General features: G+C 40.2%; 16 protein-coding genes and 1 other annotated feature. Of the genes, 12 read left to right on the top strand and 4 right to left on the bottom strand.

Annotated elements, in window-relative coordinates; genetic code table 11:
* Positions 1-128 precede the first annotated feature (128 nt).
* A complete protein-coding gene (locus N782_RS16225; RefSeq protein WP_036822592.1) occupies positions 129-1,325 on the bottom strand; it encodes an ornithine--oxo-acid transaminase in 1,197 nt (398 codons plus the stop codon).
* A 231-nt stretch (positions 1,326-1,556) separates the two neighbouring features.
* Here N782_RS16225 and N782_RS16230 point away from each other — a divergent pair, with 231 nt between their 5' ends.
* From N782_RS16230 to N782_RS16245, 4 genes are all read left to right on the top strand, one after another.
* Positions 1,557-1,931: a YisL family protein gene (locus tag N782_RS16230; protein WP_036822596.1), complete on the top strand. Its 375-nt coding sequence runs from the start codon at positions 1,557-1,559 to the stop codon at positions 1,929-1,931.
* A 246-nt stretch (positions 1,932-2,177) separates the two neighbouring features.
* On the top strand, positions 2,178-4,025 hold the full coding sequence (gene asnB / locus N782_RS16235; RefSeq protein WP_036822599.1) for an asparagine synthase (glutamine-hydrolyzing): 1,848 nt from the start codon (positions 2,178-2,180) through the stop codon (positions 4,023-4,025).
* Positions 4,026-4,272: 247 nt separating this feature from the next.
* A complete protein-coding gene (locus N782_RS16240) occupies positions 4,273-5,118 on the top strand; it encodes an SDR family oxidoreductase (protein WP_036822601.1) in 846 nt (281 codons plus the stop codon).
* A 43-nt stretch (positions 5,119-5,161) separates the two neighbouring features.
* Complete coding sequence (locus tag N782_RS16245) at positions 5,162-6,205, top strand: Gfo/Idh/MocA family protein (RefSeq protein WP_036822603.1); 1,044 nt, start codon at positions 5,162-5,164, stop codon at positions 6,203-6,205.
* 313 nt (positions 6,206-6,518) lie between these two features.
* Here N782_RS16245 and N782_RS16250 read toward each other — a convergent pair whose 3' ends face one another.
* Positions 6,519-7,856 (bottom strand): MATE family efflux transporter, encoded by a 1,338-nt coding sequence (locus N782_RS16250; RefSeq protein ID WP_036822606.1) that lies wholly within the window; start codon positions 7,854-7,856, stop codon positions 6,519-6,521.
* 518 nt (positions 7,857-8,374) lie between these two features.
* Positions 8,375-10,183, bottom strand: coding sequence for an alpha-glycosidase (locus N782_RS16255; RefSeq protein WP_036822609.1), 1,809 nt, complete (start codon positions 10,181-10,183; stop codon positions 8,375-8,377).
* A gap of 339 nt (positions 10,184-10,522) precedes the next feature.
* On the opposite strand from N782_RS16255, the gene N782_RS16260 reads away from it, so the two are divergent.
* The 8 genes from N782_RS16260 (at position 10,523) to argS (ending at position 23,826) form a co-directional block, all read left to right on the top strand.
* Positions 10,523-11,830, top strand: a complete 1,308-nt coding sequence (locus N782_RS16260) for a sugar ABC transporter substrate-binding protein (RefSeq protein ID WP_036822611.1) — start codon at positions 10,523-10,525, stop codon at positions 11,828-11,830.
* 129 nt (positions 11,831-11,959) lie between these two features.
* Positions 11,960-13,267, top strand: a complete 1,308-nt coding sequence (locus N782_RS16265) for a sugar ABC transporter permease (protein WP_036822614.1) — start codon at positions 11,960-11,962, stop codon at positions 13,265-13,267.
* 1 nt (position 13,268) lies between these two features.
* Positions 13,269-14,111, top strand: a complete 843-nt coding sequence (locus N782_RS16270; RefSeq protein WP_036822617.1) for a sugar ABC transporter permease — start codon at positions 13,269-13,271, stop codon at positions 14,109-14,111.
* 43 nt (positions 14,112-14,154) lie between these two features.
* The gene (locus N782_RS16275) at positions 14,155-15,699 is read left to right on the top strand and encodes an alpha-amylase family glycosyl hydrolase (RefSeq protein WP_036822621.1); all 1,545 of its coding nucleotides are present in this window, start codon (positions 14,155-14,157) and stop codon (positions 15,697-15,699) included.
* Between the two features lie 20 nt (positions 15,700-15,719).
* Complete coding sequence (locus N782_RS16280; protein ID WP_036822624.1) at positions 15,720-18,077, top strand: glycoside hydrolase family 31 protein; 2,358 nt, start codon at positions 15,720-15,722, stop codon at positions 18,075-18,077.
* Positions 18,078-18,196: 119 nt separating this feature from the next.
* Positions 18,197-19,234, top strand: coding sequence for a LacI family DNA-binding transcriptional regulator (locus tag N782_RS16285; RefSeq protein ID WP_036822626.1), 1,038 nt, complete (start codon positions 18,197-18,199; stop codon positions 19,232-19,234).
* Positions 19,235-19,302: 68 nt separating this feature from the next.
* Positions 19,303-21,594 (top strand): glycoside hydrolase family 65 protein, encoded by a 2,292-nt coding sequence (locus N782_RS16290; protein ID WP_036822628.1) that lies wholly within the window; start codon positions 19,303-19,305, stop codon positions 21,592-21,594.
* Positions 21,595-21,643: 49 nt separating this feature from the next.
* Positions 21,644-21,868, top strand: a binding site (T-box leader).
* Between the two features lie 254 nt (positions 21,869-22,122).
* Positions 22,123-23,826, top strand: coding sequence for an arginine--tRNA ligase (argS, locus tag N782_RS16295; RefSeq protein WP_272913658.1), 1,704 nt, complete (start codon positions 22,123-22,125; stop codon positions 23,824-23,826).
* Between the two features lie 7 nt (positions 23,827-23,833).
* Here argS and N782_RS21345 read toward each other — a convergent pair whose 3' ends face one another.
* On the bottom strand, positions 23,834-24,115 hold the full coding sequence (locus N782_RS21345) for a hypothetical protein (RefSeq protein WP_152600799.1): 282 nt from the start codon (positions 24,113-24,115) through the stop codon (positions 23,834-23,836).
* Positions 24,116-24,168: the final 53 nt, after the last annotated feature.

Raw genomic sequence — 24,168 nt, forward strand, 5'->3', positions numbered from 1 at the left:
CCAGTTAGTAATGGTAATTTTGAAATATATCTCGAATCCAAGTCTTCAAAATTTTGCCTCTTAACCTAAATAACAATCTCAAACAAAAAAGATCAAACCCACTATGGATTTGATCTTTCGCTGTATGTTTACGCTTCAAGAACTTCTTTGATTTTTTCAATTGCCCAATCAAGGTCTTCTTGTTTGATAACAAGTGGAGGAGCGAAGCGGATGACGGTTTCGTGTGTTTCTTTACACAGTACGCCACGTTGCTTCAATTGCTCACAATATTTACGGGCAGGCTCGGTTAATTCAACACCGACGAATAAGCCTTTGCCTCGAACTTCTTTAATGATTGGATTATTGATTTTTTCCAATTCTGCTTTCATGTATTGACCTAGCTCTAATGAGCGTGATGGTAATTTTTCTTCCTCAATAACTTCTAGGGAAGCCACTGATACGGCACATGCTAGTGGATTACCACCGAATGTAGAGCCGTGAGATCCTGGTGTGAACACGCCTAAGATATCTTTGTTAGCTACAACACAAGAGATTGGGAATACCCCTCCGCCAAGTGCTTTACCTAGAATAAGGATATCAGGAGATACATTCTCCCAGTCACAAGCGAACATCTTGCCACTTCGACCTAGACCTGCTTGAATTTCATCTGCAATGTAGAGGACGTTGTTCTCCTTACATACATCAAAAGCTTCCTTTAGAAATCCTTCAGGTGGGATGTTAATACCTGCTTCACCTTGGATTGGTTCAAAGATGAATCCAACTGTATTTTCTGTAATAGCTTCTTTCAATGCATCCACATCGCCATAAGGGATGGTTTTGAGACCTGGTAGAGCTGGTCCAAAAGCACGTTTTTCTTCTTCATCATCAGATAAGGAAACAGCTGTCATTGTACGTCCGTGGAAGTTTCCATCACATGCAATGATTTCTGCTTTGCCTTCTGGAACACCTTTTACATTATACCCCCAAAGGCGAGCTGTCTTGATAGCTGTTTCTACAGCTTCAGCTCCTGTGTTCATTGGTAGTGCCATTTCTTTGTTGGTTAGTTTACATATTTTTTCATACCACGGACCAAGTTGGTCGTTGTGGAATGCGCGTGATGTCAGTGTTACTCGTTCAGCTTGTTTGTTTAGAGCATCGATAATTTTAGGATGACGATGGCCCTGATTCACAGCAGAATATGCACTTAACATATCCATGAAGCGATTACCTTCAGGGTCTTCTACCCAAACACCCTCAGCCTTTGAAATAACGACAGGAAGTGGGTGATAGTTTTTTGCTCCAAATTCTTGTGTTTGTTCAATGATTTCTTCACTTGTGCGTACCATTGTATCCCCTCCATTGATAATAAAATGACACCAATAGTGATATTATAACAGGTTTACAGAATTTTTTGTTTTTTTACTTGAAATAAGATTCACAATTCTACCAATTTGTTTGTGAAAAAGGTACGCAGGGAATGATTTATTATATAGTAGGAAGAAGAGCAAACACTCGCATTTAGGTGCTTTTTTTGGTATGATGGGCTTGGTAAAATGTAGGTAAAGGAGGAGAAATAAATGACAACACACTTACATATCACATCATGGGTACTAGCATTAGTTTTACTTGGGCTATCCACATGGTTTTACCGTTTTGGTAAACGAAAGCAAGGCAAAATTACACACATGGTTCTACGTTTAGATTACTTATTAATTCTCTATTCAGGAGGTTCTCTATTAGGAGGATACTTTGGTGGAGATGCAAGCGGTTATATGATCGAATTGATTGTAAAAGTAATCTCAGGATTATGGGTTATTTACGCAATGGAAATGATATTAATTCGTTCTAACAAGCAACATGGGACAAGAAGTGGTTGGATTCAACTCTGGATTGCTGTTATTCTAGCATTAGTTCTTGGCTTTGGACGTTTGCCATTCGGAATACTACCGTAAATAAGATAAATGATAAAAAGACATCGATCTAGGTGAGCGCCTGAGATCGATGTCTTTTTATATTGTGGGGGGGTAAATAGATTTAGCTGTTGTTGGCAACGATCTTACATATATAATGATAATGAGAATCGTTTTCAATGTCAATGGAATCTTTAATTTTTTTCACATCTTTTTTTATCTGGGCATATGTATGAAAGGAGGATGTATGAACAATGACAGCTACAGCATAGAAAGGATGATAGTCGTATGTGTGGCATCAGCGGCTGGGTAGATTATCAAAAAGATCTTACCAACTATTCGAACATAGTTGAAAATATGGCGAAAACTTTACAATATCGTGGACCAGATGAAGCAAACGCATGGATTAAACCTCATGTAGCGTTTGGACATCAGCGCTTAATCGTAGTCGATCCCGAAGGGGGGCGTCAACCTATGACGTTCCAATCTGGGTCACATGCGTTTACCATTTGCTATAATGGAGAGCTTTATAATACGGAGGATATTCGCAAGGAACTTCTTCAACGAGGGTGGAAGTTTCAATCACACTCTGATACTGAAGTGCTTCTGAAAAGTTATATGGAATGGAAAGAAAAGTGCGTAGACCACTTGAATGGAATATTTGCGTTTGCGATTTGGGATGGTCAGGCAGAGTCACTATTCATGGCACGTGACAGACTTGGCGTAAAGCCACTCTTTTATACAGAAAATGCTGGTGGGCTGTTATTTGGTTCGGAATTAAAAGCGCTACTTGCCCATCCTGATGTCAAAGCCGTTTTAGACAGAGAAGGGGTTAGTGAAATTCTGGCACTTGGGCCATCTAGAACGCCAGGTCATGGTGTCTTTAAAGGGGTAAAAGAACTTCGACCTGGTTATGTTGCTAAATATAGTCGCGACGGATTTAAGCAAACTCGTTATTGGAACGTTGAGAGTCATGAACATAAGGATAATGTAGAAAAAACTGCTGAGAACATACGATTCCTTTTTGAAGATGCCGTGAAAAGGCAGCTGATATCTGATGTGCCAATTGGGACATTTTTGTCAGGAGGCGTTGATTCAAGCGCGATAACTGCTGTTGCGGCTGAACATATGAAACAACAAGGCAAAGATCCATTAGCCACGTTTTCCATTAATTACGAAGATAACGCTAAATACTTTAAAACGAGCACATTCCAACCAAATAGCGATGAATCATATATCAAGCTTATGACAGACACACATGGAACGAATCATCATAATTGTGTCATGAATAATGAACAATTAGCGAATATGTTAGAAGAAGCTGTTCGCATGCGTGACTTACCTGGAATGGCGGATGTGGATTCATCTCTTCTATGGTTCTGTCGTGAAATAAAAAAAGATGTGACGGTTGCATTATCTGGTGAATGTGCAGATGAAATATTCGGAGGGTACCCTTGGTTCTATAGAGAAGAGGAGCTGGCGAGAGAAGGCTTTCCATGGATTCGATCTTCAGAGGTTCGCCATGACATTTTAGCCTCAGAATGGAAATCAAAGCTTGATTTACATGAATACATGATGGGCCGTTACCAGGATACGATACGGGAAACACCTACCTTTGAAGGGGATACGAAAGAAGAAGCACAACGACGTCAAATGTTTTATCTGAATCAGCAATGGTTCATGACCACGCTTCTTGATCGAAAAGACCGAATGAGTATGGGAGCAAGTTTAGAAGTTCGTGTTCCATTCAGTGATCATCGATTAGTAGAATACGTTTGGAATATTCCTTGGGAAATGAAACGGTATGAGAACCGAGAGAAGGGGATTCTTCGCAAGGCATTAGAAGGGTTGCTGCCACATGACGTACTTTATCGAAAGAAAAGTCCATATCCTAAAACACATAATCCTGCCTATACAAAGGCAGTCGTAACATGGATGGAAAAAGTTTTAGATAAGGATAACGCACCACTTTTTGACCTATTTGATAAGCAAAAAATCAAGGAGTTAGTTGATAGTGAAGGAAAAGCAATTTCTGCCCCATGGTTCGGCCAACTGATGACTGGACCTCAGCTACTAGCTCACTTGGGTCAAATCAATTATTGGTTGGAACATTATAAAGTAGAGATTGATGTGTGATTAAATAAAAAGGGACGCGTTAATGAAGCTCATCAATCGATGAAATTGGTGAAGGCAGTAATAACAATACTATTATGGTGGAACAGGTGCTTTGCTGAAATACTTGGTAAGGCACCTTTTTGTGAATATATGAGGGAAAGAATGGCGGTAGTCTAAGTCTGAAAAACACCCCTTTCATCCCGCGCAAAGATAGATTTACATGTACAATAAGATTAGAAAGTAAGTGTTAATAAAGGGGAGATATACGGTGCTAACGTTGGTAACGGGTTTTAACGGTAAAGTCGGTTTCGAGGTAGCTAAGCAGTTGAAGGCGATGGAGATGCCGTCAAAGTGCGCTGTAAGAAATGTAGCAAAAGCACAACAGCAGTATGGAAACGAGTTTGATTTTACTACCTTAGATTTTTCAGATCCTGAAACGTTTGAAGAAGCACTGGAGGGAGTTGAAAAACTATTCCTTATGTATCCACCGGGGGACAACATCCAGTTCGATACGTTCCTTTCTAAATCGAAAGCTAAGGGAATCAACTATATCGTCTATTTATCTGTTAAAGATGTTCAGTTTATGCCTTTTATTCATCACTACAAAAACGAAAAATTGATAAAAAAACATGAATTGCCGTACACTTTTTTGCGGGCAGGGTATTTTATGCAGAATTTAAATGACTTTTTGAAAGATGAAATTATTGAACGAAATCGAATATTTGTACCAGCCGGAAAAGGGAAAACAAGTTTTGTAGATGCACGTGATATTGCTAAAGTCGCAGCGATTTGCTTCTCTGATTCAAACAACCACACTAATCGAACCTACACCTTAACTGGGAGCGAGTCACTTGATTTTTACGAAGTGGCTAAAGTAATGACAGAAGTTTTAAATAAACCTATTCAATATACGAACCCAACTGTTAAAGAGTTTAAGGATTTTATGGTGGCCAAAGGTATGGAAGAATCTTTTGTAAATGTTGTTGCAGGTATTCATTTTCCAACGAAACTGGGTTTGGCTAAAGGGATCAAGCACGATATTAAGAAAGTAACAGGACACGAGCCGATAAACCTTAATACATATATCCAAGACCATAAAGGAAATTGGTTGTAGGTGCTAGGGAAATAGTGAGAAGATAGCAAAAAGGAGTGATTCAATGAGCAAGCAATTAAGAATAGGGATTATTGGTGCAGGTGACATTGCCAGGAATGCTCATATTCCAAACTATCAAAATTATGGGGAAGACGTTCATGTCGTTGCTGTTGCCAATCATAATAAGGAAAAGGCTATACAATGTGCGGACACATTTTCAATTCCGTATGCATATGAAGATTACCAATCCATGCTAGAAGAAATGAGTTTAGACGCTGTTAGTATCTGTACTCCAAATAAATTTCATGCTGATCAAGCGATTGCTTCTTTGCAAGCAGGGTGTCACGTGCTTTGTGAAAAACCGCCGGCTATTTCCAAAAAAGAAGCAGAGAATATGGCACAAGAAGCTGAAAGAGCAGGTAAAATCTTAACCTATGGATTCCATTTTCGCTATACACCTGAAGTGGAAACGTTAAAAAAGTTCATTGATGCTGGTGAGTTAGGCGAAATTTATGCTTCTCGAGCTCACTATAATCGAAGACGAGGTATTCCAGGGTGGGGCGTGTTTACCAACCGTGAGTTACAAGGTGGGGGCACGTTAATCGATAACGGTGTACATATGTTGGACACAGTTTTATACCTGATGGGTTATCCAGAGCCTAAAACGGTACTCGGGGCAACGTATCAAAAAATAGGAAATCGCCCAGGCGTAGGACTTTTAGGAGAATGGGATTACGAAAACTTCTCTGTAGAAGACATGGCTAGAGGGATGATTACCTTTACTAATGGGGCTTCGCTAACATTTGAATCGACATTTGCTGCAAACGTTGAAGAAACAAGCTCGAAAAATGTAACACTGATGGGAGATCAAGGAGGAGCTGATCTGTTTCCGCTAAAGATATACCAAGAAAAGCACGATACGCTTCTTGATAGTACTCCAGCCTATTTAGAAAAACGTGATGTGTATCAACACCAAGTGCATCACTTTATAGATAGCATAATGCATGACTCGCAACCCTTGAGCACAGCGAGGGAAGGAGTTATTATACAAGCAATTATGGAAGCTCTTTATGAATCTGCTAAAACTGGAGAGGCAGTTAACCTATAGGAACAAAAGGGCAAGCGCCCTGCTAGCGACGTATATGCTGCGGCCCACACGACGTGGGTTGGTTCGATGTTGCTGCGTGATGCAGCGATCTTAATCGAACTTCCCCTGATTCCGTAGGAGATAAAGGCAACACGAAGAACAAAGTGATTCGATGTTAACTTATCGTACGGAGGCGAGGGAAGCATACTAGTCGCTGGGCGCTGGAGCTGGACGTGGCCGCACCACTTTTTCAGTTATACACAAGCATTGAATTTTATAATAGTACGCTGGACGATGAAAAAAACGCATGTGGCGCATACCACACGCGTTTTTACTATACAAAAGCCTTCCGAACCCAAGCTTTCCCTCGCCAACGAAATACCATAATGATACCTCTTAACCATTCATCTACTATAAAACCAATCCATATACCAGATAACCCAAGGCCGACTACCAACCCAAAGAACCATGCGAATGTTACGCTGATGCCCCACATGGAAATAATACCAATCACAACAGGGAAGGTCACATCACCTGCACCTCTTAACGAATTAATGACGACCAAGTTCGTAGCTCTACCTGGTTCAAGAAGGATGGTGAGCATCAGTAAAAAGGAGCCACTTTCTATAATTGCTTCGTTATCTGTGAAAATACCAAGCAGAGTGTCGCTGAAAAGATAGACAATGACAGCCATCGACACAGAAATTACCATGGCAATTTTCGTACTGTTGAAGCAACGCTTATATGCTTCTTCTACTTTTTCCGCTCCAATGTAATGACCAATTAAAATTTGTGTCCCTTGTCCAATCGCTATAGCAGCTAAGAAAATAAACATGGATATATTCTGCACATACACTTTGCTGGTAATGGCAGTGGTACCTAGCTGTGTAATAAAGTATGTTATTGCCATTTGACTAGCATTGTAGGAAAGCTGCTCACCTGCAGAAGGGATACCAATTCGTAGTAGCCCCTTTAAATGGCTCTTTTGATAGCGGAAAAATGCACCAAATGGTAAATCAACTTCACTCCGTTTTATAAGGAGTACTACTAACACTAAAAAACCAAGAAAACGACTTGTGGCTGTTGCAATCGCAACTCCTTGAACACCTAATACCGGTAATCCGAATGGTCCAAAAATAAAGATATAATTCCCTATTACATTCACTATATTCATACCAATCGTGACGTACATAGCATCCTTTGTGAATCCATAGTTTCGTAGAATAGCCCCTGCAGTCATGATCAATGCTTGAACAAAGATGAGCCCTCCAACGATATTCATATAAATGGTTGCTTCGCCCATTAATTCAGGTGGTAGATCCATAATGTTAAGAATGGGTTCTGAAAAAAGGTACAGGCCAGCACTCAAGATAAGAGAGAACCACAAATTTAAGCTAATAGAACTTACTGCGATCTGACCGGCATTTTTATGGTTATCGGCTCCGAGATTTTGAGCAACAAGAATACCAGCCCCAGTAGCTACGAAACCAAACATAACAATAACGACCGAAAGGATTTGATTAGACACGCCTACTGCTGCAACAGCATTATCGTCGTACTGACTTAGCATTAGAGTATCAGCATTCCCCATCAGCATATGTAATAATATCTCAATAAAAATGGGCCAGGTTAGAGAAAATAAGGTTAATGATTTTTGGTTCTGTTTATCCATAGGAAGGCTCCTTGTGAAAAAGGTTAATATATATGATGATGATGGTGGATTGCTTTCTTGTTGTCAGGAAATTATAAAATTCAGTGCTTGTGTATAACTAAAAAAGTGAAGTGGCCACGTTCAGCTCCAGCGCCCAGCGACTAGCAAACTTCCTGCACCTCCTTACGATAAGTCAACATCGAATCGCTAACGCTCTTCGTGTTTCCTTTCGGCCTACAGGACGTAGGTTGGTTCGATTTTGCTACGTGATGTAGCGGTTTTAATCGAACTTCCATAGAGTTAGGACAGTTTGTACGCCGCTTAACGGGCGCTTGCGCTTTTGTTCAATCAGTCTAGTCCAACGCGGTTGCTTCTATTATGAAAAAGATGCGTGGAATATGGCCGAAGTCTCTCCAATATGAAAAGTCGCACCTATATATCACCAGTCGTTCAGGACATTTTTTATCATTAAAACTCCAGGACATCCATTAGCCTCATCATAAAAAAGGCGAGAGCCTAATACAGGCTCTCATCCTAATTTAGGTGAGAATTTTAAACACTTTACCTTCGTAAGGCTGCATGTGTACTGGACTATCTGGTCCCATCGTAATGGCTTCATTAGACAGCAATTCTTTCAAATCTCTTTCTTTTAAGATCGGTAAGCTATAAGATGTCGCTTCAGCTGAGTTGTTCAATACAAATAACAGTTTCTCCTGGTCATTTGCTTTTTCATAGACGATAATTCCTTTCTCATCGTCTGCCTCAAGCATCCGTAAATGAGCGTGGTTTCCGAATGCGGGTATTTGTTTGCGTAATGATAGAAGTTGTTTTACATAGGCATGCATATCTAAGTCTTGATGTTCTTCTTCCCACACCATACATTTCCGGCAGCCAGGGTCAGCTCCACCGGACATACCAATCTCATCTCCGTAATAAATACAAGGTGTGCCGATAAAGGAAAGCTGGAATAGATAGAGAAGCTTAACTTTTCGTTTATCATCACCAGCTAACGTAAGGATACGTGGTGTATCATGACTGTCTAATAGATTAAAAGAAACTTCGTTCACATTCTCAGGATAGGAATGTAGCACATTCGTAATTGTGTTGGAGAACGTGCTTGGTGATATAGATTGCTCAGCAAAAAATTGGATTGATCCCATTGTGAATGGATAATTCATCACGGCATCAAATTGATCTCCTTGAAGCCACGGCATCGAATCATGCCATATTTCACCGAGGATATAGGCGTCTGGTTTTGCTTCCTTCACGACAGTTCGAAACTCTCTCCAAAAAGCATGATCTACTTCATTCGCGACATCTAAGCGCCAACCATCAATATCGAATTCTTCTATCCAATAGCGTGCAACGTCTAGTAGATAGGTTTTCACTTCTGGGTGTTCTGTGTTCAACTTAGGCATAAACGGAACAAAGGAGAACGTATCATAGTTCGGTTGAGGTTCGGTCACGAGTGGAAACTCCTGAATATGGAACCAGTCTTTATAGCGAGATTGTTCCCCGTGTTTCAATACATCTTGGAAAGGTTCAAAATAGTAGCCACTATGATTGAAGACCGCGTCTAACATGACACGAATGCCTCGCTCATGACAGGCTTGTACGAGTGTTTTAAATGTCTCTTTATCTCCAAACTGAGAGTCAATTTCCATGTAATCAATTGTATCGTATTTGTGATTGGAGTAGGCTTTGAAAAACGGTGTGAAATAAATGCCTGAAATGCCTAAATCCACTAAGTAATCAAGATGATCCAATACTCCTTGCAAATCACCACCAAAAAAGTTTTCTGGAGTTGGTTCCTGACTTCCCCAGGCAAGTGCCCCTTCAGGGTCATTTGAAGGGTCTCCATTGGCAAAGCGTTCAGGAAAGATTTGATACCAAACTGTATCTTTCACCCAAGTTGGAGGAGAAAACACATCGATAGCATTTAAGAATGGAATACAAAAGTAATAGGCCACATCATCATCAGGAATATGGTCGAAAAACCCTTTTTCTGTAAAGACGAGCGTTTCTTCTTGATCCTGCAACTCGAATCCATAGCGCAATCTACGAAAGGTAGGTTTTACCTCAGCGAACCAATAATCAAATCGGTCGTCAGCACCGGTTTTAATCATCGGTTTCGTTTCATATTGCCATCTGTCTTGTGCGCCTTCTGCGGTTTGAGGGAGGTGAGAGTAACCTCCTTCATCACTTTTAAAGATATAAGGATCTCCATAAATTAGTTGCACATGTTGCACATCATTTTTCTTCGTTTGCAGACGAACATGAATAGTTTCTGCATCATAAGCATAAGCGAAATTGTTTTTAGGACGGTGATAAACAGCTTCTTTTAACAATATTATTCACCCTTTCTCATTCTGTTCAAACGTTTGCACAACATTGAAGCGCTTACTGTTTGAATATGTAAATAAAGCATAGGAAATTCCTCGACAAGAGTCAAAAGAAAAATACCTTACTGTCAAAAATGATAACGCATTCATAATAAAGATAGAAGAGAATCAATCAAAATAAAAAAATTAAGGAAATTTTGTGAAAACGCTTGCGCAATTTTTTGGGTGTTGTATAATAAAAAATGTAAAGAGTGCAACCGCTTCCACGGATTACATACAATCTTGCTAGAGTCGGTCTCACTTTTTTCTAGTAAACTATTTTTTATTTCATAGGAGGGTCAAAATATGAAGAAATGGTTAGGTCTATTTCTTGCACTGGGTCTTATTGTAGGGTTAATGGCAGCTTGTGGTCCGAATGAAGAATCTTCTGGTAATGGTGGAGATTCCGGAGAGAGTTCTGGCGAAGGTGATGGTCAAAACACAGAGAGCGAAGGATCATCTGAAGAGCAACCAAAGCCGGACAAGCTTATCGTTTGGGAAGACCAGGACAAAGGTAAGGCTTTGGAAGCTGCTGCGAAGAAGTTTACAGACGAAACTGGAATTGAAATTGAATATGTAGAATACAACATAACAAAAATGCAAGAAAACATGGCACTTGATGGTAGTACGGAGAAAGCACCAGACGTTGTGACAATGTCTCACGACGGCGTTGGTCCATCAGTTGCAAAAGGATACATTAAACCAATTGAAGTTAGTGATGATGTATTAAATAAGTACACAGAGTCTTCAGTAGATGCACTAACATATCAAGATAAACTTTATGGTTTACCAAAAGCAGTAGAGACTACAGTATTTATTTACAATAAAGACAAAATGGAAGAGCCTCCAGAATCAATGGACGAAATGTATGAAATGTCCATGACAGCAAAAGAAGAAGGTAACTATGGCTTCTTGGCTACTTGGGATAACTTCTATTTCTCTCATGGTGTATTCCACGGCTTTGGAGCGAACGTATTTGGAGATAGCCCTTCTGAAATTGGCTTAAATGGTGAAAAAGGTGTAGAAGCAATCAGCTACATCGACAAATGGTATGAAGAGGGTCTATTCCCTGAAGGGCTACTAAGTAAAAACGCAGCTAGTGTTGTAGACCGTCTATTCACAGATGGCGATGCAATCGCGGTTCAAAACGGTCCATGGGCATTCCAAAACTATACGGATAAAGGTGTGAATTACGGTGTGGCACCGATGCCTGACCTTCCGAATGGTGAGCCTCAAGGCACATTCATGGGTGTTAAAGGTTGGTTTGTAACAGCATTCTCCCAACAAAAAGGTAAAGATTACTGGGCAGAAGAATTCGTAAAAGTTGTGTCTAACGAAGAAAACGCGAAAGAGCGTTATGACATGACTGGAGAGATTCCTCCACTTAAAGCTTTAGTTGAAGATGAAGAGTGGGTATCTAGCAACCCAGGTGCAGCTGCGGTAATGGAACAATCTAAAAATGCTGTAGCAATGCCGGTTATTCCTGAAATGGCTGAAGTTTGGGATCCAATGAAAACAGCTGTTCAGTCTGTAGCTACAGATAAAGCAGATGCACAAAAAGCGCTTGATGATGCTGTTGACGTAATTAAGCAGCAAATCGAGGCGAACTACTAAGTTAGTATGGAAAAGAATAGGCAGGCGGTATCCTTCAAGGATACTGCCTCCATTTTTCTAAGTTACTCACTATGATATAAAGTTACTTCTTTTTACTTAATAGAGAGATAGAGAAAGGGGATACCCTTCATGAAACTGGAATATGAAGAGAACAAACAAACCAACACGGGTTATCAATCTAATCATCGTAAAATAGCAATGTTCCTTTCCCTTATTCCGGGACTAGGGCAAATGTATAACCGCCAATTTATAAAAGGAATAGGTTTTTTAATCTTAGCGGCATCATTCCTAATTGTGTTCTGGGATTTCTTAGACATTGGTATTTGGGGATTAGTCACACTAGGTACAACATTACCACGTGATAATTCGATCTTTTTACTTGTGAATGGAATCATTTCCATATTGCTATTGTTTTTCGCCGCTATTTTTGTGTTTATCGTATTAAGGGATGCATACAAAAATGGTCAGAAACGTGATTTAGGACATCGATTAAATTCCATGCGCGAACAATATCGCAATTTAATCGATAATGGTTTTCCATACTTAATTCTATCGCCAGGCTTTTTCTTACTAGTATTCGTAGTTATAACTCCAATTATATTTGTATTTACCATTGCATTTACTAACTATGATTTATTTCACCAATGGCCTGCTAGTTTAATGGATTGGGTTGGTTTTGAGAACTTCCAGAAACTCTTTACGCTTGAAATGTGGCGTTCTACATTCTTCAACGTTTTTGCTTGGACACTAGTTTGGACCTTCGGAGCAACTACGTGTCAGATAGCCTTAGGTGTTTTCCTAGCGGTTATCGTAAACCAAAAGGAATTAAAAGGGAAAGCAATCATTCGTACCGTGTTTATTTTACCTTGGGCAGTGCCTGCTTTCGTTTCTATCCTTATCTTCTCAGGGATGTTTAACCAGGACTTCGGTTCGATCAATGAAATTCTAGCATCGACCATTGGGGTAGAAATTCCATGGATGACAGAACCATTCTGGTCCAGATTGGCACTTATCATGATTCAGACATGGCTAGGCTTTCCATTTATATTTGTAATGGTAACAGGAGTCTTACAAGCTATTCCTGAAGAATTGTATGAAGCAGCGGTAGTAGATGGGGCATCAGCTTTACAGAAGTTTCGTAACATTACATTCCCACTGATTATGTTCTCCATCGCACCAATCTTAATTACGCAGTACACGTTTAACTTTAACAACTTTAACGTAATCTTCCTATTTAATGGAGGAGGACCACCAGTTTCTGGTCAGAAAGCTGGCGGAACAGACATACTAATCTCATGGATTTATAACTTAACGATGACTTCACAGCAATATGGTATTGCGGCTGCGATTACATTAATCATGTCTGCCTTTGTTATAGCAGTTGCTGTTTGGCAGTTCAGAAGAACGAAATCATTCCAAGAAGAGGATATGATGTAATATGGATATTAAAACAAACAAAATCGTCCGTCTAACTCTTAGTTATGCAGTAATTGCTTTCATGTTCGTCATCATTTTATACCCAATCTTGTGGGTATTTGGGGCTTCTATAACACCAGGCTCATCAATGGGAAGTTTCTCCTTACTTCCTGAAAAGACAACATGGGGGCATTACGCACACATCTTCAATATGGAAGAAAGTAATTATTTACTCTGGTATTGGAATACGTTGAAGGTATGCTTCATTACTATGGCAGCATCTGTTTTAGTAGTGAGTTTAATGGCTTACGCTTTTTCTAGATATCGTTTCTGGGGTCGTAAGAATGGTCTTGTAGTCTTCTTGATTCTACAAATGATTCCGAACTTTGCAGCTCTAATTGCAATTTTCGTTTTGGCACGTGTAACAGGGCTTGTTGATACACACTTAGGATTAATTCTTATTTACGTGGGTGGAGCAATTCCGATGAACACCTGGTTAATGAAAGGGTATCTAGACTCTATTCCAAGAGAATTAGATGAAAGTGCTCGTATGGATGGAGCAGGGCATTTACGGATCTTCTGGCAGATTATTATGCCTCTTGCTAAACCAATGGTTGCAGTTGTTTCTGTATTTACGTTCATCATACCATTCACAGACTTTATCCTAGCAAAAGTACTACTACGTACTCCAGAACAGTACACACTTGCAGTTGGATTGTATCAGCTAATCGCTCGTGATTTTGGTAGTGAATATACAACATTCGCAGCTGGAAGTATTCTAATCGCAATTCCGATTGCTATTCTATTCTTATCCTTCCAGAAATACTTTGTTTCAGGATTGACGGCAGGCGGTACAAAAGGATAATCTTAAAGGCGTATGAAACTGTTTACAAATGGAGGAACGGAAAATGAAAAAAAGCAGCGTACTCTCTGCGCTCCTAATGATTCCGTTTCTTCTTTTTTACGCCCTTCCAACTATAGGAGCAGCTGAAAAAGAAGAACGAAACTGGGAAGACGAGCTAATGTACTTTATTATGGTGGATCGTTTTTATAACGGTAACCTAGACAATGACTATAATGTGAATCCAAAGGACCCTAAAGCTTATCACGGCGGGGATTTGCAAGGTGTGATTGATAAGCTGGATTATATAAAGGATCTAGGTTTTACATCTATTTGGTTAACGCCAATCATGGATAATCAAGCAAGAGGTTATCACGGGTATTGGATTGAAGACTTTAAGAGTGTAGAAGAAAACTTTGGAACCATGGAGGATGCGAAGAAATTAGTAGAAGAAGCACATAAACGAGATATGAAAGTGATTTTTGATTTTGTTGTGAATCATACTGGTACCGAACATCCATGGGTGGAAGAGGAAGACAAACAGGATTGGTTTCATGAACAATCTCCAATTATAGGTGATAGTCAAGAGCAACTAGAGAATAGCTGGTTATATGATTTGCCTGACTTGAAACAAGAAAATCCAGAAGTGAAACAGTACTTATTTGATGTAGCTGAGTATTGGATTAAAGAAACTGGAGTAGATGGCTTCCGATTAGATACGGTTAAGCATGTTCCAAAATCGTTCTGGGAAGATTTTAGTGAACACGTCAGAAGTATTGACTCTGATTTCTACTTGCTAGGCGAAGTTTATAGCGATGATCCTAGATACATTGCTGATTATGAAAAAACAGGCATAGATTCCTTTGTGGATTACCCGTTCTTTGAAACAGCTAGACAAGTATTTCAAGAACCAGGGAAATCGGTTAGTCCGTTGAGTACAGTATGGCAACGAAACATGGCCTTTTATGAGAATCCGCATCAATTAGGGACCTTTTTAGATAATCATGATAATAAGCGTTTTACGAGATTAGCAGCTGAGAACAAGAAAAATCCACTGACAAGATGGAAGCTAGCATTAACGTATATGTACTCAGCTCCTGGAATGCCAATTGTATATTATGGGACAGAAGTTCCACTAGATGGTGGCGAAGACCCAGATAATAGAAGAGACATGAACTTTAAAACAGGCGATACAGAACTGAAGAAACATATGGAACAGTTAGCAGCAATACGGAAGCGATTTCCAGCATTAACTAAAGGGGATTTTGAGCAAGTAGTTGATGATGGTGCGTTTGGCGTATTTAAGCGGACATATGAAGATCAAACTGTATTTATTGCTATTAACAACGATGTCGAAACGAAAAATGCAACGCTAACAGGAGTACCAGAGGGCTCACAATTACGCGGGTTAATCTACGACTCCATTGCCAGAGATCAAGGAAATGGCGAATATAAGATTGCTTTAGATCGAGAAACAGCTGATATTTATGTGACAGAAGAGGATAAAGGATTGAATCTTCTCTTTATCGGAGTTGTCGTTGTTGTAATGGGAGCATTTGTTACATTTGTCGCTCTAGTCAGCCGAAAAAATAAACAAAATCAGACAGAATAAGCATCAGAGGAGGGAATGGAATGCTTGAAGATACAAGCTTTGCGATCCATCCAGGAAAAAAAGCAACCATAGCACAAACACCCTATCACGATATAGGAAATGTAAAACAAGTAACCGAGACAAAAGAAGGCTACCTTATTGAATGTGAGCATGGATTTGTAACAATCCAGCTTTACCGAGATGATATTCTTCGAATAACGATGAATCCAGCTAACACTCCTAGCTGTGATTCCACGCCTGCTGTCTATGCACAAAAACAACAGGTAAACTGTTCCATAAACGAAGAAGAAGAAGACATTACGATTACATCAGCTGCATTAAAGGCAGTCATTCAGAAAAGACCATTCAGGCTTACCATTTTAGACTCTGATGGACAAGAAATTGTCTCTGAGCAGGATAAAGGAATGGGCTATCATGAAACAGGGGATGTTATTTGCTACAAGGAAATGCATCAACACGATCGTTTTTATGGATTTGGTGAAAAGTCTGGCTTCCTAGATAAGCACGGAGAAAGTTACACTATGTGGAATACAGATGTGTATGCACCTCATAATCCTGAAACAGATCCTTTGTATCAGTCCATCCCTTATTTCATGACATTACGCAATGGCAAAGCACACGGTATATTTTTTGATAACAGTTATAAATCTACGTTTGATATGAAATCAGAGTCAGACCACTATTCGTTTAAAGCCGAGGGTGGAGAGTTGGATTATTACGTATTTGTTGGTCCAACACCGAAAAAGGTTTTAGAGCAATATACACACATCACGGGACGAATGACCATTCCGCCAAAATGGGCGATTGGTTATCATCAATCTCGTTATAGCTATGAAAGTGAACAAGAAGTTCGTGAAATCGCTAAGACGTTTGTAGATAAAAACATCCCTCTTGAAGTTATCTATTTAGATATCCACTACATGGACGAATACCGTGTCTTTACATTCAATAAGGACCAGTTTCCAAATCCGAAGCAAATGATAAGTGATTTAAAGGATATTGGCATTCGAATCGTCCCAATCGTTGATCCTGGTGTGAAGAAAGATCCTGAATACGAAACGTATCAAGAAGGAATTCGAGAAGATCATTTTTGTAAATATATCGAAGGTGATGTTTATACAGGAGATGTTTGGCCCGGGGAAAGTGCTTTTCCAGACTTCACAGATGAGCCAACAAGAACATGGTGGGCGAACAAACACAAATACTATGCTGACCTTGGTATTGAAGGCATTTGGAACGATATGAATGAACCAGCTGTATTTAATGAAACGAAAACAATGGATACAACCGTTATGCACAAGAATGATGGCAATCCCGCTACGCATAGGGAGCTACATAACCTTTATGGATTGCAAATGGGGAAAGCCACATTTGAAGGGATGAAGCAACATTTGAACGGGAAACGTTCCTTCCTTCTTACGAGAGCAGGATTTGCTGGAGTTCAACGATATGCATCTGTATGGACAGGAGACAACCGAAGTTTTTGGGAGCATCTACAAATGTCGTTGCCAATGTGTATGAATCTAGGCGTTTCAGGCGTTCCATTTACAGGTCCTGATGTAGGTGGGTTTGCGCATGATAGCAATGGCGAATTGTTAACAAGGTGGACGCAGGTTGGAGCATTTACCCCATACTTCCGTAATCATTCTGCGATTGGAACCTTATATCAAGAACCATGGCAATTTGGTGAAGAGTATGAGGCCATTATCAAAAAATATATTCAACTTCGGTATCAGTGGCTACCACAGCTTTATATGCTGTTCCAAAACGCTCACGAAACCGGTTCACCTGTGATGAGGCCATTATTCTTGGAATACCCAGGGGATACGAAAACGTATAACCTAAACGATCAATTTATGATTGGAGATAACGTGGTTATTGCACCGATTATGCAGCCAGAAGTAACCGATCGGGCTGTATATCTTCCTGAAGGGGATTGGGTTGATTATTTCACCGGGGAGCAATACAAAGGCTCCACTTACCACCTCATTCATGCTGAGTTGGATACGTTGCCAATATTTGTGAAGCAAGGAACATTCATAGCTCATAGTCCAAGTCGACAATCCACAATGGTAGAACAAGGGGAATTGCAAGTCCATGTGTATGCAGGGCAAGAAGGAATTTATGAAAGCTATGTGTACGAAGATGATGGAGAAACGTATCAATACGAACAAAGTAACTACCTTAAGCTTCCTATCCAGGTAGAGTGCTCACCATCGAGAATAGATGTATCCATTGGTGAATTAGAAGGCTCTTTTAAGCCAGCATATTCTTCCATTTCATTTAAACTGCATGGTCTTGAGGAACAGCAACAGGTTTATGTGAATGGGGAGCGGAAAGATTTACATCATGCAAGTATGGAACTAGGATTGTTTTAACATTTATATATTATTACCTGCGACAAAGCCTAGTAGATAGGCAAGTTTTTAGTTTTCAATAAATGAAAGGTACGACATTCTTGAAAGAATAGACATCGTCGTCAAGAAGGTGAAAAATAATGGCAATTACAATCAAGGACGTGGCAAAAGCAGCAAAAGTAGCTCCTTCTACAGTATCTAGGGTTATCGCAGATCACCCTAGAATTAGTGAAGACACGAAAAAACGTGTGCGAAAAGCAATGAAGGAACTAGGCTACCATCCAAATGTAAATGCACGTAGTTTAGCGAACCGTTCAACTCAAGCATTAGGGATCGTCATGAAGTCTTCTGCTGATAAAGCTTTACAGAATCCGTTTTTTCCTGAGGTGTTAAGGGGTATTAGTTCAGTAGCACATCAATTAGATTACTCTCTTTACATTTCTACCGGAGAAACAGAAGAGGAAGTGTATGAAGGTGTCCAGCGAATGGTCCACGGAAACCGTGTTGATGGTATTATCTTGCTTTACTCCCGTGTTGATGATCCAGTAGCCAATTACTTATTAGAAAAGGACTTCCCGTTTGTATTGATTGGGAAGCCACATGGCAATATGGACAAAGTTACCCATGTGGACAATGATAACGTGAGTGCCTCAAGAGACATTACGAATTTATTAATTGACGAAGGTCATGAACGCATTGCATTCATTGGTGGTGATACGGATTTAGTTGTGACGCTAGATAGGATGCAAGGATATGAATTGGCTCTTAGAGAATCAGGACTTCCGATAAAAGAAGACTATTATATTCATGCGGAATTTCTGAAATCTGGTGGCCGGGAAGCTGTTCATCAATTATTTCAACTAGATGAGCCACCAACCGGACTGGTAATTGCCGATGATTTAATGAGTATCGGAGTAATTACAATGCTTGAGGAATTTGGTATTAAGGTACCTGAAGATGTGTCTATTGTAAGCTTTAATAACGTTTATTTATCAGAGATTACGAGGCCTCCATTGACGACGATTGATATTCAAATTTATGAACTAGGTAACCAAGCTGCAAAATGTGTCATAGATAAAGTATGTAATAAAGAAGAACCAGCCAAACGAATTATTGTTCCTTATCACGTGATGGATCGAAGCTCGACGAGGGACATTAAGGATGCTTCTTTGAATTAGCCAATCTATGTTATGCAAATGGGCGCAAAGATTGCTCTTACTCTTTTACAATTGGAGAGGTGATAACTGTGGAACGTATGATAGAAGTGGACGAATGGAAAGTAGTAGAACAAGGGCTTCATCCAGAAAAAAATCGATTAGCAGAAAGCTTAATGAGTATTGGGAATGGCCATATGGGTATGCGTGGTAACTTTGAAGAAACGTATAGTGGTGATACACATGAAGGCACTTATATTGGTGGAGTGTATTATCCTGATAAAACACGAGTAGGCTGGTGGAAAAATGGATACCCAGAATACTTCGCAAAAGTATTAAATGCTCCAAACTTTACAGGAGTTCGTGTCTTTGTTGAAGGGTCAGAATTAGACTTAAATACATGGAATGTGACCGGCTTTCGTAGAGAGCTTAACATGAAGCATGGTTATTTATATCGAACGTTTACCGCTGAAAATGAACAAGGTCATAAAATTGAGGCGAATATAACACGTTTCTTTTCGATTGTGAGTCATTCACTTGTAGCGATTCGTTATGAAATCAAGCCTATAAACTTCGATGGAACAGTAACATTCCAACCTTATATCAATGGTGATGTTCGAAACGAAGATGCAAATTACGATGAGGATTTCTGGGAGCCTGTTCATCACGAGGTAGTGGACAACGTTGGTGTCTTATCCATGCGTACCCGCAAGACAGCTTTTGATGTAACAGCTGCTATGCGTACCTCCGTATATGGACAAGAGGTTAATGTTACCAATACTACAGATGAAGAAGAATACATCGATAATACGATTGAGGTAGCTGCAACAGAAGGGGAGCCTATCACTTTCTATAAATATGTCGCAGTAACGACTAATCGTGATTACAATCCAGAGGAACTAGCAGACAAAGCCATTGCATTAGTAGGTGATGCTTTTGAGGCAGGCTTTGATGAACTGTTTACCGCTCAACAAGATGCGTGGGAAGAACGCTGGAAAAAAGCAGATGTAACAGTAGGTGGAGATGCTGAAGCGCAGCAAGGCATTCGCTATAATATTTTCCAACTGTATAACACTTACGACGGAGATGATCCGCGTCTGAACATCGGCCCTAAAGGATTTACAGGGGAGAAATACGGAGGAAGTACTTACTGGGATACCGAAGCCTATTGCTTACCATTCTACTTGAGTACCGCAGATCCATCCATTGCTCGTAATCTATTAATCTACCGTTACAACCATTTAAATGAAGCCAAAGAAAATGCACAAAAGCTAGGCTTAAACGGGGCATTGTATCCAATGGTAACAATGAATGGCCAAGAATCTCATAACGAGTGGGAAATTACTTTCGAGGAAATTCACCGTAATGGTGCCATTGCTCATGCGATATGGAATTATGTGAATTACACTGGAGATGCAACATACTTACCTCAGTACGGATTTGAGGTACTAGCTGAAATCAGTCGTTTCTGGTCCAGTCGAGTTCATTTTAATGCTAGAAAAGGGAAGTACGTTATGCTTGGCGTAACGGGTCCGAATGAATACGAGAATAACGTGAATAACAACTGGTACACGAATCGTATGGCTGCTTGGACTCTAGAGTACACATTAGGAGTAGCTAGATTTTTAGAACGTCATTACCCTGAGCGTTATGAAGAACTCGTTCATGGATTAGGGTTACGTACCGAAGAACTGGATCACTGGAAGCACATCATTAATAACATGTACTATCCTTATGACGAAGAAACTGGGGTTTTCTTGCAGCAGGATGGCTTCATGGATAAAGAATTAATGAATGTTTCAGAGCTTGATTCTAAGCATCTACCGATCAATCAAAATTGGTCGTGGGACAAAATTCTACGTTCTTGCTTTATCAAACAAGCGGATGTACTCCAAGGACTGTATTTCTTAAATCATAAATACTCTCTTGAAGAGAAAAAACGTAATTTCTATTTCTACGAGCCTATGACTGTGCATGAATCTTCTTTATCTCCATGTGTGCATTCTATCTTAGCTGCTGAAATTGGTGAGACGGAAAAAGCATATGAAATGTATGTACGTACAGCTCGTCTGGATTTAGATAACTATAACAATGACACCGAGGATGGCTTGCACATTACAAGTATGGCAGGCTCGTGGTTATCGATTGTTCATGGTTTTGCTGGTATGAGAGTGACAAACGGTAAACTTCATTTCACACCAATGATTCCAGAGGACTGGGATTCTTATTCCTTTAAAATTAACTTTAGAGGACGCTTGTTGAAAGTGACCGTAACGCATGAACGTACGTCAATTGAGCTAGAAGAAGGCAACGATCTTACAGTCATATTGAATGGGGAAAACCTTAACGTTCCACGTGCTCTATCTGCTGTTCCTAGTATGTAAAAGCTCTTTACTTTTTAAATCGAGATGTATATAATTAGAAAATAACTATAGAACGCCGTTGATAAAGAGAGTAGTTGTAGGTGCGTTTCTAGCGAATTAGGGTTGGTGAGAGCCTAATAACAAGCTTACAATGAACCGGACTTTTGAGGCATTACCTTGAACATAAGTAGAGGTAATCGGTCGCTTCCGTTATAAAGCTATGAGTCGATTCACTAGACTACGACTGTCTAGTGGATAATAAGAGTGGTACCGCGGAATATAACCCGTCTCTTCCCAATTGTTGTTGGGAGGGGACGGGTTTTTTTGTCGTCTAGGAAATTATAAAATTCAGTGCTTGTGTATAACTAAAAAAGTGAAGTGGCCAAGTCCAGCTCCAGCGCCCAGCGACTAGTATGCTTCCCTCGCCTCCGTACGATAAGTTAACATCGAATCACTACGTTCTTCGTGTTGCCTTTATCTCCTACGGCTCAGTCCAGCATATACGTCGCTAGCAGGGCGCTTGCGCTTTTGTTCGTTAAAAAAGGAGGAATAACGATGAAAAACGAAATTATTCAAGGTCTTCATGAGGTGTTGGATCAGCGATTAAGTCTGGAAACAATTGATACTATATTAGAGAAACCAAAGTATGAACATATGGGAGACATTGCGTTCCCTTGTTTTGAGCTTTCCAAAATAGAACGTAAAAATCCAAAACTATTGGCTGAAGAGTTGGGGGAGAAGTTGAAAGGTTCTGTTCCGATAATCGATACGGTTGAAGCTGTAGGACCTTATGTGAATATCTTTTATAATAAAAAACTTGTAATGGAGCGCACGCTTTCGGCAATCCAATTTGAAAAAGAGCACTATGGTGCACATAATTTCGGTAAAGGGAAGACTATTACGATGGATTTGTCATCCCCGAATATTGCCAAACCTTTTTCAATGGGGCACCTTCGCTCTACTGTGATTGGCAATGCGATTGGAAATGTACTAGAGAAATGTGGTTATGATGTAGTTCGTATAAATTACTTAGGAGATTGGGGAACGCAATTTGGTAAATTAATCGCCGCGTACACACTATGGGGAAATGAGGAGACTGTTCGTTCTAATCCCATTCAAGAACTGCTCAAACTATATATCTATTTTCATGAACAAGCAGAACAGGATCAGACGCTGGACGATTTAGGAAGAGAATGGTTTAAGAAGTTAGAAAATGGAGATGCCTATGCTACAGAACTTTGGGAGTGGTTCCGTGAAGAGTCCTTGAAGGAATTCCAGACCATCTACAACTTATTAGGTGTTACATTTGATTCCGATAAAAGTGAAGCCTACCACCATGATCAAACGCCTAAAGTGGTTGAGCAGCTCAAGGAAAAAGGGTTACTCCAAACTTCTCAAGGAGCGCAAGTAGTCCCTTTAGAAGCAGAAGGGTTACCTCCTGCCTTAATTAAAAAATCTGATGGCACGACATTGTACACGACGCGCGATCTTGCTGCAGCTATTGATCGTAAAAATGTCTACAACTTCTACCAATCGCTATATGTTGTTGGACATGAGCAAAGTCTCCATTTTGAACAATTGCGTGCTGTTCTATCTAAAATGGGATATGACTGGGCGGATCAGCTTGTCCATATTCCATTTGGCATGATGTTGCAAGATGGCAAAAAAATGTCGACAAGAAAAGGAAAGGTCGTATTTTTACAGGACGTATTGCAAAAAGCAATTGATGTGGCCAAGCAGAATATTGAAGAGAAGAATGCTGCGTTAGAGAAAAAGGAGGAGGTAGCAAAACAAGTAGGGGTAGGAGCTGTTATTTTTCATGATATTAAAAACGATCGCCGCAACGATGTCGATTTTTCCTACGAGGAAATGCTTCGCTTTGATGGAGAGACAGCACCATACTTGCAGTACACTCACGCACGTGCTAAATCAATACTTGGAAAAGCACCAGAGGTCAGCAAGAAAACCAATTACAATGTTCCTGAACAAGATTGGGAAGCGGTGTGGCCACTTGTAAAGCATGTAGCTATGTTCCCGGAAGTAATTAAAGACGCAGCCCAAGAGTATAATCCGTCCAAACTAGCTAAGTATCTACTGAAACTAGCCCAAGCTTTTAATCGCTTTTATACAAAAGTCCACATTTTACAGGAGGATGCATATATGGCGACACGTCTGGAGCTGATTTATGCGGTAACCGTTGTGCTGAGAGAAGGATTGAATCTGCTAGGGATTGAAGCACCAGAGGAAATGTAAGGTGAGATCAACGCATATCGAGGTGCGAGTCACGCATATCGGGCTGAGATTCACGCATATCAGGAGGAGAGTCACGCATATCGGGAGGAGAGTCACGCATATCGGGGAGCGATTCACGCATATCGGGAGGAGAGTCACGCATATCGGTGTGAGAATCACGCATATCGGGAGGAGAGTCACGCATATCAGGAGGAGAGTCACGCATATCGGTGTGAGAGTCACGCATATCGGGGAGCGATTCACGCATATCGGGGTGAGAGTCACGCATATCAGGAGGAGAGTCACGCATATCGGAGTCAAGTCCTTAACATTGTGTAAAAGTATCCATGATGTTTTCAACTT

Origin of the sequence: Pontibacillus yanchengensis Y32, assembly GCF_000770635.1 — a bacterium.
In the GTDB taxonomy this organism is placed as follows: domain Bacteria; phylum Bacillota; class Bacilli; order Bacillales; family BH030062; genus Pontibacillus; species Pontibacillus yanchengensis.

Excerpts from the sequence above, each read along its gene's own strand:
- N782_RS16250 (WP_036822606.1), bottom strand. The coding sequence starts at position 7,856 with ATGGATAAACAGAACCAAAAATCATTAACCTTATTTTCTCTAACCTGG.
- N782_RS16225 (WP_036822592.1), bottom strand. The coding sequence starts at position 1,325 with ATGGTACGCACAAGTGAAGAAATCATTGAACAAACACAAGAATTTGGA.
- N782_RS16275 (WP_036822621.1), top strand. The coding sequence starts at position 14,155 with ATGAAAAAAAGCAGCGTACTCTCTGCGCTCCTAATGATTCCGTTTCTT.
- N782_RS16280 (WP_036822624.1), top strand. The coding sequence starts at position 15,720 with ATGCTTGAAGATACAAGCTTTGCGATCCATCCAGGAAAAAAAGCAACC.
- N782_RS21345 (WP_152600799.1), bottom strand. The coding sequence starts at position 24,115 with ATGCGTGACTCTCCTCCTGATATGCGTGACTCTCACCCCGATATGCGT.
- N782_RS16270 (WP_036822617.1), top strand. The coding sequence starts at position 13,269 with ATGGATATTAAAACAAACAAAATCGTCCGTCTAACTCTTAGTTATGCA.
- N782_RS16260 (WP_036822611.1), top strand. The coding sequence starts at position 10,523 with ATGAAGAAATGGTTAGGTCTATTTCTTGCACTGGGTCTTATTGTAGGG.
- N782_RS16230 (WP_036822596.1), top strand. The coding sequence starts at position 1,557 with ATGACAACACACTTACATATCACATCATGGGTACTAGCATTAGTTTTA.
- N782_RS16245 (WP_036822603.1), top strand. The coding sequence starts at position 5,162 with ATGAGCAAGCAATTAAGAATAGGGATTATTGGTGCAGGTGACATTGCC.
- N782_RS16265 (WP_036822614.1), top strand. The coding sequence starts at position 11,960 with ATGAAACTGGAATATGAAGAGAACAAACAAACCAACACGGGTTATCAA.
- asnB (WP_036822599.1), top strand. The coding sequence starts at position 2,178 with ATGTGTGGCATCAGCGGCTGGGTAGATTATCAAAAAGATCTTACCAAC.
- N782_RS16285 (WP_036822626.1), top strand. The coding sequence starts at position 18,197 with ATGGCAATTACAATCAAGGACGTGGCAAAAGCAGCAAAAGTAGCTCCT.